11 protein-coding genes are annotated in these 12,137 nt (G+C 51.8%); 1 reads left to right on the forward strand and 10 read right to left on the reverse strand.

Features of this window, described 5'->3' with window-relative positions; genetic code table 11:
• Positions 1–14: 14 nt before the first annotated feature.
• On the reverse strand, positions 15–3,191 hold the full coding sequence (locus CCUR_RS05595; RefSeq protein ID WP_015778681.1) for a molybdopterin-dependent oxidoreductase: 3,177 nt from the start codon (positions 3,189–3,191) through the stop codon (positions 15–17).
• Between the two features lie 426 nt (positions 3,192–3,617).
• On the opposite strand from CCUR_RS05595, the gene selD reads away from it, so the two are divergent.
• A complete protein-coding gene (gene selD, locus CCUR_RS05605) occupies positions 3,618–4,673 on the forward strand; it encodes a selenide, water dikinase SelD (RefSeq protein WP_083771584.1) in 1,056 nt (351 codons plus the stop codon).
• A 170-nt stretch (positions 4,674–4,843) separates the two neighbouring features.
• On the opposite strand, the gene CCUR_RS05610 is transcribed toward selD, so the two are convergent.
• The 9 genes from CCUR_RS05610 to CCUR_RS07295 all read right to left on the reverse strand — a co-directional run bounded on the left by CCUR_RS05610 (position 4,844) and on the right by CCUR_RS07295 (position 12,096).
• Positions 4,844–5,437 carry a helix-turn-helix transcriptional regulator gene (locus CCUR_RS05610; protein ID WP_015778683.1) on the reverse strand — a complete coding sequence of 198 codons (594 nt, stop codon included), beginning with the start codon at positions 5,435–5,437 and terminating at the stop codon, positions 4,844–4,846.
• A 217-nt stretch (positions 5,438–5,654) separates the two neighbouring features.
• Positions 5,655–6,398, reverse strand: a complete 744-nt coding sequence (locus CCUR_RS05615; RefSeq protein WP_015778684.1) for an acyl-CoA dehydratase activase — start codon at positions 6,396–6,398, stop codon at positions 5,655–5,657.
• 118 nt (positions 6,399–6,516) lie between these two features.
• The gene (locus CCUR_RS05620; protein WP_015778685.1) at positions 6,517–6,756 is read right to left on the reverse strand and encodes a putative Se/S carrier protein; all 240 of its coding nucleotides are present in this window, start codon (positions 6,754–6,756) and stop codon (positions 6,517–6,519) included.
• Positions 6,753–7,832, reverse strand: a complete 1,080-nt coding sequence (locus CCUR_RS05625; protein ID WP_342606833.1) for an aminotransferase class V-fold PLP-dependent enzyme — start codon at positions 7,830–7,832, stop codon at positions 6,753–6,755. Before CCUR_RS05625 ends, CCUR_RS05620 begins: the two co-directional genes overlap by 4 nt.
• On the reverse strand, positions 7,781–7,912 hold the full coding sequence (locus CCUR_RS07675; protein ID WP_280985055.1) for a hypothetical protein: 132 nt from the start codon (positions 7,910–7,912) through the stop codon (positions 7,781–7,783). Before CCUR_RS07675 ends, CCUR_RS05625 begins: the two co-directional genes overlap by 52 nt.
• A 21-nt stretch (positions 7,913–7,933) precedes the next feature.
• A complete protein-coding gene (gene yedF / locus CCUR_RS05630) occupies positions 7,934–8,545 on the reverse strand; it encodes a sulfurtransferase-like selenium metabolism protein YedF (RefSeq protein ID WP_015778686.1) in 612 nt (203 codons plus the stop codon).
• Between the two features lie 142 nt (positions 8,546–8,687).
• A complete protein-coding gene (locus CCUR_RS05635) occupies positions 8,688–9,014 on the reverse strand; it encodes a putative Se/S carrier protein (protein ID WP_083771611.1) in 327 nt (108 codons plus the stop codon).
• A 32-nt stretch (positions 9,015–9,046) separates the two neighbouring features.
• The gene (locus CCUR_RS05640) at positions 9,047–10,327 is read right to left on the reverse strand and encodes a double-cubane-cluster-containing anaerobic reductase (RefSeq protein ID WP_015778688.1); all 1,281 of its coding nucleotides are present in this window, start codon (positions 10,325–10,327) and stop codon (positions 9,047–9,049) included.
• Positions 10,328–10,653: 326 nt separating this feature from the next.
• Complete coding sequence (locus CCUR_RS07295) at positions 10,654–12,096, reverse strand: glycosyltransferase family 4 protein (protein WP_015778690.1); 1,443 nt, start codon at positions 12,094–12,096, stop codon at positions 10,654–10,656.
• Between the last annotated feature and the right edge of the window lie 41 nt (positions 12,097–12,137).

A 12,137-nucleotide genomic window follows, 5' to 3' on the forward strand; every position in this document is an offset into this window, starting at 1 on the left:
TTCAACCCCCTTCCTTATGCTTTCTCGAGGCCAACAAGGAAGGCCTTCGATTCTTGAATAAAACTGTTCGGGTCGCCCACATTGGGCACCAAGTCGTTCGTAATATCGCCCTGAGTGAAGATGTTTGTGTAACCCCAGTCATGCACGATACCGATGGTGTACTGCGTTTTGCCGTGCACCTTCAGCGGCGCCACCCGTTTGGTGACCATGGCGTGAACCTTGATGGACCCGCGATTATTAAAGATGCGCACCTCATCACCGTTGCTGATACCTTTTTCTTCAGCGAGTTCTGCCGGGATCTCGCAGTACTGGTGGGGAACCATTTCGTTGAGCGCGGGAATCGTATGCGTTTCCTGACCCGTAGACCACTGTTCAGTCAATGAATAGGTGGTCGCCACGTAGGGGTACTTCTCAACGTTTCCCTTGGTGTCTCTGATAGACGGATCCTCCGCAAACAGAATCGCCGGATTATGGTCAGACCCATTAAGCACATTGGTCGTGGGAGACTCAAACGGCTCATAATGTTCAGGCAGAGGCATGTCGTTCATCACATTGCTGAACAGGCAGGCGTTCTGTTCCCAACGCATAAAGAAGGCTTTATTGTTTGGGGCAATCGGTGTGGTAGTGCCATCAGCGTTCGCCTTGCTGGCTGCAAAGTCGCCCACATCAGTCAAAATCCACTTCTCACCGTCCCATTCCACCGGTGCCTTATCGGCACGCCAGGGCTTACCGTTCATGTCGCACGAAGCACGGTTGTACAAAATACGACGGTTCGCAGGCCAGCTAAACGACCACTTGGGGAAGATGTGCAGATCGCCAACGTCGGTGTTATCACGACGACCTGTGTTTTGCTGCGACGGATCCAACGGAGCGTCGGCGTTGCCATAGTAGCCGGTATAGATCCAGCAAGCACTCGCCGTTGAACCGTCAGCCTTGAGCTTGCTAAATGCATCAAGCAGCTTAGGCGTATTGTTCTTGAAGTCCTCCGTCGCCCCCTCGGTGCGATAGCCATTAAGCTCCCAGGCAATCTTGCGCATATCGGGCTTGCCGTCTTCGCCAGCATAATCCCACTTAGCATTCAGAATAGGCGTCGGGAACGCGCCACCTTCCTTTTCGTAGAGCTCGCGAAGCTTCTGATGAATCAACATGAGTACTTCCATGTCGGGCTTCGAATTGCCGCGTGGCTCAACCGCCTTGTAACGCCACTGCATGACACGACCTGAATTGAGAACGGTGCCAGGCTTTTCGAACAAGCTCACAATGGGAAGGAAGTAGCATTCGGTTTTAATGTTAGCCGCATTTTCCCTGATGTCCGGAGCATCCCAGAACGCAGCGGTCTCTGTTATATACATGTCGTCAAAGACCAACCAGTCCAGATTGCCGGTAACGCGCCGCAGATAGCTTGCATTTGCCTGCGACTGCAAGGGGTTTTGACCAAAGAACATATAGCCCTTGATAACACCTTGTTCGATCAGGTGGAATGCATTCTGCAGCGAGCGCTTCGACGCATTATCAAGCTTCGGAAGCCAATTGAAACCGTAATCGTTATCGGCGGTGGCATTGTCGCCGAAGAACGACTTCAGATATGACACAAGGAACTTCGGCGTGTTCGACCAATACCCATCGCTCGGCGTTTCGTTGGCACAATACTCACCAATCGTACGACCTCTTGTATCGGTAGGCCACTTGAGATAGCCCGTCATATCGCCAGGAGAGATGCACATGTCGGTACACCCCTGTACGTTGGGTTCGCCACGCAGTGCGGCAAGCTGACCGCCCGGCACGCCAATGTTGCCCAGCAGAAGCTGAATAATGGACATACTGCGGGTATTGCCCACGCCGGTACTGTGCTGTGTCTGGCCGAGCGCATACAGAATCGTGCCCGCTTTATCGGTTGCACCGGTGCTTGTATAGATGTCGTAGACCTGCTCAAGCGCTTCACGATTCATGCCACAGACGCTGCATACCGTATCGAGGTCATAGCGAGAGTAATGATTGCGCATGATCTGATACACACAGTTGGGGTCCTCAAGCGTGGGGTCCTTCTTCGGCGTCTTTAGGACAGGCGGTGTGAAAGCAGGTACGCCTTCTTCGGTTGTCCATGCATACGCGCCAGTCGCAGACGTATCCCACTGGGTTTCCGATTCAACCTGATACGACCAGGTAGTCTTGTCGTACGACTTTGTTTCTTCGTTAAATCCGCTAAATAAACCTTCTTCCGGATCAAAGGTAAAATCAGGGTTGATCAGGTAAGAAAGGTTCGTGTAATTAAGGCAGTACTCATGCTGCCAGCGATCATGTTCAAAGATGTAGTTGATCATGCCGCCATAGAAAGCGATGTCAGTACCAGGGCGAATAGGACAATAGATGTCAGCAAGCGCAGCCGTACGCGTGAAACGCGGATCAACAACAATAAATGTTGCGCCGTTTTCGCGAGCGCGATCGACCCATTTCATTGAAGCGGGATGATTTTCGGCATTATTGCAGCCGCACGTAAGAAGCACGTCAGCGTTGGCAAGATCGCCCCACTGTCCCGTCATTGCACCTCTACCAAACGTTGGTCCCAGACCGGAAACCGTAGAGCTGTGTCAAACGCGCGCCTGGTTATCGAGGGTGATGGCCCCTAATTCGCGGAAGAGCTTGACGATGAAATACTCTTCTTCGATGGTCATTGAAGACCCGCCTAAACAGGCAATAGCTGGTGTGCGATTAACCGTCACACCTGCTTCGTTGACTTCTTCAAAGGTTTCATCGCGCGTGTCTTTCATATGACGCGCAATCTCATTGATCGCTTCGTCCCAGGAAATGTCTTCCCACTCGCTTGCGCCCGGACGACGAACTTTTGGAGTAGTAACACGGCCAGGGTTTTCTTCGAGAGCGCCCGTCTTGGGATTTACGATATATTCCGTTTGAAATTCAGCCGCACCCTTGGGGCAAAGGCCACCTTCGTTTACAAAGTGATCCGGGTCACCTTCAACATGGACCAGTTCACCGTCACGCACCGAGGTAACCAAACCACAGCCGCACGCGCAGTAACAGCAGATACTCGTCCGCTCTTCGGTGTCTTCGAGCTTCCATTCCTTTTGATTATCGAATGCAAACGCCTTCGACTGATTGGATAGCTCCCAGGCCATCGAGCCGGCAAATGCCAGCGCCGTTGCCTTAAAAAGCCCGCGCCGCGTTAAGTCCATGCGGATCACTTCCTCTTTCTCTCGTCTAATGGGAATTTGTCACAATCCCCTTTTCCACCCAAGCATGCACGGCGTTGCCGCCGGCCTCCACCTTGCTGAGTAGCCTTCTGTAGTGTCATCGAAACGCGTTTTGCTCAACAAGGGGGAAAACCCGCTATTTCGGCCAAATGCGTAGCATCAAGCGGGTGATTTTTGCGATTTTGTGTATTGAGCAAAAGGATGATAAGCGCCATTTATACTCGCACGAAACGTGCTACATGCCTGTGACATGGGAAAATGTATGCTCGGTGTAAAATGGTCTACATCCCAGCGACGCGCCCACGACACGCAACTACAGCAGCTGAAAGGTCGCAGTATCATAGAAATTCAAGTAGAGTGCAATTGGATAGAGTTCAACAAACAGCCAAGCAGGGGAAAGGAGGATAGATGAGCGAAGAGGAACGCGTGCACTTAACTCGCATGACGTCTAAAGGCGGTTGAGCAGCCAAATGGAGTCCGGGTGACTTGCAGGAAATAATGAAAAAGATTGCGCCGGCTCAAAGCCCCAATTTACTGTTGGGCTTCGACACCAGTGATGATGCGGCAGTATTTCGTCTCTCTGACGATCAAGCTGCGGTGCTGACGCTTGATTTCTTCACGCCGGTTGTTGATGACCCCTACGAGTTTGGAGCCATTGCCGCCGCAAACGCGCTTTCCGATGTATTTGCCATGGGAGCAACGCCGATAACAGCGCTCAATATCCTCGCTTTCCCCTGCAAACTCGGCAACGATGTCGTGGCTGAAGTTATGCGCGGTGGATCTGACAAAGTGGCTGAAGCAGGTGCTTTCACCGTAGGTGGGCATTCCATCGACGATGAAGAACCGAAGTATGGCCTTTCCGTCTTTGGCGTCGTGCACCCCGATCACATTATTCGCAATGGCGGCGCCCGTCCTGGCGATGTGCTGTTCTATACCAAGAAAATTGGTACCGGCATTCTCACCTCGGCATTTCGTGCCAAGCTGGAAACCGACGAGAGTATGCGGGAAGCCATCAATTCGATGATGGAGCTCAACAAATATGGTGCGGCAGCCATGCGTCGCGTACGTACCCATGCGGCCACCGATGTGACCGGCTTTGGGTTAGCCGGTCACCTTCACGAAATGCTCGAAGCATCAGGTTGTGCTGCACGCTTGCAGTGGGATGCCCTTCCCCTGTTTGATAAGGTATTTGACTATGCTTGCGCCTATTGCCGTCCAGGAAAAACGTTCTCGATTATCCAATGGGCACAACCCTTTGTGCCACAGGGCACGCTCGACGACAACGACTACGACAATCGCATGGCGGTGCTCTGCGACCCACAAACATCAGGTGGTTTGCTGGTGGCTGTCGACCCCGCTGATGCTGATGCGTTCGACGCTGCTTTCTTCGAGCAGACAAAACGCCACGCCTCTCGCATCGGCGAAGTGATCGACGGCCCTGCGGGTAACGTATTCATCGCTTAGCGGCAATGTGTTCACTGCTTAGCAGGACAAAACATAAAGCAGACAACGAGGCAAGCAATCGCTGTTCATTACAACTATTGCTTGCCTTTTAAACGTTCGAAGTGAATGCCTCTCGATGGCACGTGCAGACTCGTATCAGTTTTTCAAAACACTCGGAATGAAATAGATAGCTATCGCTGATCTTTGCGAAATTCGCGAATCATCTTGGCGAGATTGCCAAAATCAATATGGACATGCTCTTTGTCGTTATCCACATGGATGCCATCCCATCCAACATGGACCTTTTCGCCCTTCTTTGAGTTGAGAACATGGACACCCTCACCAAGGCTCACTCTGACATAGTCATTTTCAGAATCGCCTGATTGCTGCCAGGTTGTCTGTTCTTCTTCATCTGAATAGACAGTATCACCTTCGCCTTGAACTGCGGCGTTTTCGCTTTGCGCTGCGGTGTCTTCACCCTGCTCGGCGGCGTCTTCGGCAGGTTCGCTCTGTGCCGCATTATCCGCAGCTGTTTCAACACCAGCAGCCTTGGACACGGGCGCTTCACCAATAGCTTTTTCTGGGTCAGCAAAGAGCAATTCGTCCACAGTGATGCCATACAGCAGGGCGAGCGCGATAAGGTTATCAGTATCAGGAGATGCTTCGGCGCACTCCCACTTCGACACTGCTTGACGCGACACATCTATCTTTGCGGCAACCTGTTCTTGAGAAAGTCCCGCAGCACGTCGATATTCATAAAGCCTTTTTGCTATTTCGATCTTCATAGAAGAAACCTCTCTGGTAATAGTACGTATTCCGCAGCTGCATCTCGCATACTCGTTGGTCTCAGCAATAAGCGCCACCAATTCTAGCTTGCAATTGATAGCGCAACCAATAGTTGCGAAAAGAAAAGCACCCACTGGCTTCACTGCTTCATCCACCAACAGGCAGTTTAACCTGCCATTATCTTGGATTGCGGCTTCGACGCGTTTCTATTACTCGCTACGCTGAGAGGGCAGCACCAATCGCACCCGCAAAGCGCGCACGCGCCTCCGTTGTAACAGGGCACTTCAAATGAGCAGAGAGGCGCTCAACAATATAGCTATTTTCACACAGCCCACCCGTAAGAAAACAGGGTTCAACCAACATCTGACCCACAAGCGTCACTACGCGCCCCACAACTGATTCAATAACCCCATTCGCTATATTTTCAAGCGGTTCGCCCCGTCCTACCAAAGAGATAACTTCAGATTCGGCAAATACCGTACACATGCTCGAAATTGTCGTCGGCGAACCCGCACGCGCCAAGTCAGCAAGCTTCTGCTGAGAAACACCCATGCGATCGGCAATAACTTCAAGGAACTTACCCGTACCTGCTGCACACTTGTCGTTCATGGCGAACTTTTTCACCCGACCACCGGCAAGCTGAATGACCTTTGTGTCTTGGCCACCAACATCAATAACGGTGCCGTCGGGACCAAAGAGAAAATTTGCACCCCGCGCATGGCAGGTAATTTCGGTGACGGTTTTAGTTGCATAAGGCACGGCAACGCGTCCATATCCTGTCGCAATCACCGTCGCTTTATCAAGTGCTATATCGTGCTCAAGCAGCGTCTTTTGCACCCGCTCAGACGCATCAACACTGGAAAAGCCTGTGGGCATTACATCCGTTAACAGCAGGCTGTCACCATCAAAAACGGCTACCTTCGTTGCCGTGGAGCCAATGTCAATTCCAACCTTAACCATTACTTCTCCCATTGAATAAAGAAATAAACTGCAAAACTCATATGAACAAAGTTCATATGAGTCTCCTTATAGACACGCCGTAATCGCAGGCGTACATTGCCTCAGCAGTTACATAGGCCTAGTAAAGCGGCACCTCATACACACCTTCATAGGCTACCTTTGCCTGCGTAAAGCCCACTTCAACCGTTGCACGATCAGCTGCGGATGCTGCCCACGACAGCCCACATGAAGCTGCTATCTGGGTTGGCAGCGGAATAATACGACCAGGAATACCTTCGCGACGTGCTGCTTCTTCGGCAGCCATCGCATCTGACACCGAAGCAAAAGTGAATACCACTTTCAGCGTTTTTTCTCTCATCGTCTGCCCTCGTCTGCCAAACTTTGCGCAATCGCAGCAACAGCACGAATACCTTCATCTACTTCGTCTGCAGTGTTGAAAGAAGAAAAGCTAAAACGCACTGCTCCTTGATGATCGGTGCCAAGCGCTTCGTGCATAAGCGGGGCGCAATGTGCTCCGGCACGGGTGCAGATACCAAATTCCACGTTTAAGACATCCGCAACTTCTGCTGAATCGACATCTCCAATGTTGAGCGCCACAATGCCACAGCGTCCGATACCACCCTGCCCACCATAGACTGTAACCCTATCAATGGTGCGCACACCTGCCTCGAAGCGATCGGCCAATTGGCCTGTAAAGGCTCCAATTCCCTCAACACCTGTCTCTTCGATATAGGCAAGACCAGCAGAAAGACCCGCAATACCATGTGCGTTGGGAGTACCTGCTTCCAGGCGTTCTGGTAGAAATGCTGGATGATTATGCTCGTAACTGTGCGTACCTGATCCGCCAACTGAATAGGGTAGAATACCATAGTCGCGCAGTTGCGCTAGGCCGCCAGTACCCTGTGGCCCATAGAGACCCTTATGGCCGGTAAACGCCACAATATCAAGGCCTTGTGCCTGCATATCAATGGTGTGAGACCCAGCCGTTTGCGCAGCGTCGACAATAATAATCGCATTGTGTTGATGAGCAATACGGGCCATGCGTTCGACATCGTAGATGTCACCGGTAAGATTTGATGCATGGGTAACCGCCACCACGCGCGTAGCTGGAGTAAACGAGCGTTCAAACGCTTCATAATCAATCGAAGCATCGGGCGCCACCGGCACGATTGAAAGGGCAACACCCCGCTCTTCCTGCGCTCGATAGAGTGGACGCAACACCGAATTGTGGGAGGCAGCCGTTGTAATGGCGTGGTCTCCTGCATGCAATAGCCCCGTAATTACTATGTTGAGTGCTTCAGTTACATTGAGGCTAAATGCTACGAGTTTTGCATCGGGCGTGCCAAGCAGATGTGCTATCTGGCTCCGCGCATGAAATACCGTCAGATCGGCCGAAAGGGATGCATCATGCGCCCGCGACCAACGCCCCCGAATGAACCAATAGCTGCTGCGACCGCCTGCGCTACCGTCGGTGGTTTAATCATGGTGGTCGCCGCATTATCGAAATAGATCATTTCGCTTTATCCATACCAGCGCTACGGGCGTACAATAACGCCAGCCGTCAGCTGCTTTTCGGCAATAACATACATATTTGTTACCTCGCCAACGGCAAGTTTATCCGTTATACCGAAATGGTTGAGGCACGTACCACAACTCAGCACTTCGACGCCAGCAGCAGCCAGGGCACGCAAATCATCAAGCGATTCCGACCCTTCGCAGGTCAAATGCACACCGCCGTTGTAGCACAACACGGTATCAGGTAGAACATCTTGCTGGGTCAAGGCAAAAACAAATGCCTTCATCAGCGCCGCACCTAATGTATCGTCACCAGTGCCCATGGTGCTGGCGGACAGCACTACAACGCGTGGCCCCACCTTGGCGGTGCCACCAGCTGATTCTGTGGAAACATCCGAAAGATTCGAAGATCCATCCTTCATGATACGCACCGCAAAATCACCCTCGGGTGTCCTTTCGTGTTCAGAGGCCGCCTTAAGCGACTTCGCAAGATTGCCGAGGTTTTCGACGGCTGTCTCGTTATCGACCAAAACGGTTACCGTTCCCTCGTCCACCTGTGACAGGGCCTGCTTCGCCTTCACTACCGGCAAAGGACACGCATCGCCTCGTGCATCAATTATTAAATCCATCATTCATCCTTTCCTTGTTCCTGCAACCGGCGTAAAACAATGGCCTGCAGCAGGTACTATGTAGGTTCGCTTAGTGCGAATATCGCTATTAGTAGAACCAATTTACAACTATCGGCTGGTCAATAAAAGCCGACACCGACCCGCGTCAACAATACCGATCTCGATGGGCATCGATCTGCCGTGGTAGGGGCACTACTCCTTCAAGAACAATGCCAGCCGCAGCAGCAAGTTCTTCCATTGTGCTGGCATCATCGCATGAAATCAACAGGGAAACACCGCAGGTCGCACGCGCTGCACGAGGAGTTGGCGACACCCGTACACCAATCTTCTTTTCGCGCGCCAATTCATACAAACTCATCGCATCAGAATTGCTCGTAAACAAAAGATAGCAATCTACGGGGCAATCCGGGTAGCTTTTCTGCACCTGCTCAATCGCAGCCGCAGTACTCCGCACAGCCGGTGCGTGTGCCATAGGTTCGCATTCGCCAGATTGCCCCATACCGTCTATTCCCCTAGCATTTCAACAAAAGCCTGTACGCGCGTACGCAGCTGTTCAACATCGTTATCGGTGTAATCGGTTTCGATGTCGAGCACCGGGATGCCCTGCGCCTCAAGCGCCGACTCAAGCGCGGGCGCTTCCACCTTGAACGTTGTACAGAACTTGAGATTCGTGTTGATAACCCCATCCACTTGATAGGCGCGCGCCAGGTCAAGCACTTCTTCAATGCGCGCTGTGTTTGGTGTAAAGCAAGCACAGTTGATTTTCATGTAGCGCTCGGCAAGTGCGTGGAACTGACCCGGCAAATCGGAAGCACTTTCATCAACCAAATTGGTAAAGAACTTTGTGCCCGTGCAATTTTCTTCACACACAATAGCAGCACCACTTGTTTCAATAATATGATGCAGCTTCCAATTGGGAATGGCCAGCGGCGTACCAGTAAGCAAAATACGCTTTGTGCCAGCAGGGAATACGCTCACGCCATCCGCCAGTCGTTGTTCGAGTTCGCCAGCAAGATTATTTGCCATTTCCGTACAGCGAATGGGGTCATCAAAGAATGCAATTTGCATCATAAGCAGCGCGTCGGTGCCCGAAATGGGAATGATATCGGGATTCTTGCGTGTCTCGTATACCCGAGCCAGGGCACGGCGCCGCGCGTTAATGGTTGTTATCGCTGTTGCGAGCTTTTCTGCCGTGAGTGTATTGCCGGTAACTTCTTCGACATTCCGAGCGAGCAAGGCAATTTCATCCGCCCAACTGTCAATGTCCTTTGGGCGTTTCATCTGGGGTGTTTGCATGACATACGTCGGTGCGTCAGATGCGAGAATTTCATACATCTTCTTTTTGCCGTCGCAGGTTGTTTCCCCGACAAATTCATCAGCTATACGGAAGAAAGGACAGGTCTTTCCTAAACGCGCGCCCAGCGACGCTTTAATCAGTGGACAAACATCAGCGGGAAGATACTTCTCGCCTTCGGGCACCCAGAATTGCGATCCGCCGCACAAGCCCGTCACGATACCATTGCAAGCAATAACCACTTCATCGGGCACATACGTGCAAAAGGTGCCGAATACTTTCTGCCCTTTCTTCTGAGCTTCCACTAGCTCGGCGGGACGAATGCCGTGAATGTCGGCAACTACCATGTCCCAAAATGCCATTCCCTCTGGACGGTTTTTCTGCGAAAGAAAGACGTCGCCAAACGCCTGAGGCAAAACGGCACACAACTGATCGTGTGTCGCCAAATCCATGCCCAAATCCTGCCACATTGCATGACGATCCTCTGCCATTATCCCTACCTCCTTGGGACCTGCGTGGGTCGCGCGTGCCGCTTAACCCTACGCACCTCCAGCATCGCCATCCGACAGTGCTGCTTCTCTTACCTGTCGGGTGTACTGACGCTGGAGCGCTCTTTTGATAATGCAGAAATCAATAGTTTTCGCTGCGGACGCATGCGAAAAAGATACCCTGATACTCAGGGATGAAATGGGGATTGCGTGCAAGCAGAATAGCAAAATCCCATATCAGAAGAGGCTTTTGCAGAAGCGCACCCATGCAGAAAAAACGTGCGCCAAAGCCGATACTTCTATTGAAGTTGATAATAACACGTTGACGATTAGCGCGTAACCGAAGCAAGCAGACGCTGCACAAGACCATCCCATGAAAGGGCAGATGTGTCTATTTGTGTGGGCGGCATCTTCAGCGCTTCTGCAAGTGCTTTGGCAAGGCGGCGTTCGAATGCCGGAAGGTCTTCAGGCAACGCAGAATCGGTGTCCGCGAGGCGTGGCGGTTTCACATAGATAATGGGTGCATCCGGCAGATTTCCCTCAATCCATTCGCGAATGCCTGGCAGATCGGTGGCAACCACCGTACATCCACACGCAAGCGCTTCAATAATCACAAGCGGTAACCCTTCAAAAAACGAAGGGAGCACGAAGACGTGCGCACGACGATAGAGACGCGCCACATTTTGCTGCGAAAGCCTTCCTTCAAAATGAACATCAACCGCACAATCACGTGCTTGCTTAACAATGCTGTCGTATTCGGTGCGGTCACTATACCCACCCGCAAGGTTCAGATGAATATGCGCTGGATCCTCCGACAACATCTCTGGCAACAAATCGACCGCCCGCAGAAGACTTCGGACGCCCTTTTTCTCCCAAATCTTGCCCGCATAGGCGATTGTCATGCCCCGCTCTGCTTCGTTTATGGCAGATACGCGATTGGTAACGCGGGAAAACGGAATGATATTCGACGGCGTACTGTTCGCTAGTTCACCGTTGGTAGGCTCACTGCTAGTAGACTCACCACTACTAGGCTCACTGCTCGTAAGCTCCCTGTTGATAGACAAGGCTTTTCTTGGCGATGCATTGCTTATCGGTTCACTGCTGGCAAGCACACTATTGGTAGAAGGAGTCCGTCTTGTTGTCTCTCGCAGGAATTTTCCTGCCCGACGGTTAAAGATCGCAGCATTGTAACCAGTGCCTATCACCGCAATGCGCTCACGCGGCACCCCATATACCGAAACGATTTCATCAGCCTGTGCGCCGTGTAAGGCAAATATCACATCAAGACGCTGCACACCGGCCCGAATAAAATCTCGTTCTAAGGGGATCTGTTTCATCTGGCGAATATCCGTACTATGGCTTATTGCGGTTATCGGCGCTTGCCATGGATGCTGTGCCACAACGGCGCACACAAGATATAAATGATGGCAAATCACCAAGTCAGGCTTAAATTGAGAGAGCACGTCATCAAAGGCACGATCGAATGCTGTTTTAAATTGCGCAACCATAGATGCTGTCATATCGCGGTATCGTGTTGCCCGATATGGCATTTCATCAGACATTCCCACCACCGGGAACGGAACTTCAGAACTCTCGAATATCACCGGACGGAATAACACACCAGCGGGAAGGTGAACCTCATCAGTCGGCGCAATACCAGCAATAACTGCTTGATCAACCCCAAGACGAGCGAAGGCGGCCACTGTTTCAGCCAGATAGACACCACTGCCAGTACTATCAGGTTTTTGTGCTGTCACATGAAGAATCTTCATTCCCTCTCCTTCATTTCGTCTTGTCTGCTTGGCAAATGTGC

It is taken from the genome of Cryptobacterium curtum DSM 15641 (assembly GCF_000023845.1).
Classification (GTDB): Bacteria; Actinomycetota; Coriobacteriia; order Coriobacteriales; family Eggerthellaceae; genus Cryptobacterium; species Cryptobacterium curtum.

What these genes read in the sequence shown, in the direction of transcription:
- CCUR_RS05610 (WP_015778683.1), bottom strand. Translation starts at nt 5,437, where the DNA reads ATGAAGATCGAAATAGCAAAAAGGCTTTATGAATATCGACGTGCTGCG.
- CCUR_RS05615 (WP_015778684.1), bottom strand. Translation starts at nt 6,398, where the DNA reads ATGGTTAAGGTTGGAATTGACATTGGCTCCACGGCAACGAAGGTAGCC.
- CCUR_RS05620 (WP_015778685.1), bottom strand. Translation starts at nt 6,756, where the DNA reads ATGAGAGAAAAAACGCTGAAAGTGGTATTCACTTTTGCTTCGGTGTCA.
- CCUR_RS07675 (WP_280985055.1), bottom strand. Translation starts at nt 7,912, where the DNA reads ATGATCTATTTCGATAATGCGGCGACCACCATGATTAAACCACCGACG.
- yedF (WP_015778686.1), bottom strand. Translation starts at nt 8,545, where the DNA reads ATGATGGATTTAATAATTGATGCACGAGGCGATGCGTGTCCTTTGCCG.
- CCUR_RS05635 (WP_083771611.1), bottom strand. Translation starts at nt 9,014, where the DNA reads ATGGCACACGCACCGGCTGTGCGGAGTACTGCGGCTGCGATTGAGCAG.
- CCUR_RS05640 (WP_015778688.1), bottom strand. Translation starts at nt 10,327, where the DNA reads ATGGCAGAGGATCGTCATGCAATGTGGCAGGATTTGGGCATGGATTTG.
- CCUR_RS07295 (WP_015778690.1), bottom strand. Translation starts at nt 12,096, where the DNA reads ATGAAGATTCTTCATGTGACAGCACAAAAACCTGATAGTACTGGCAGT.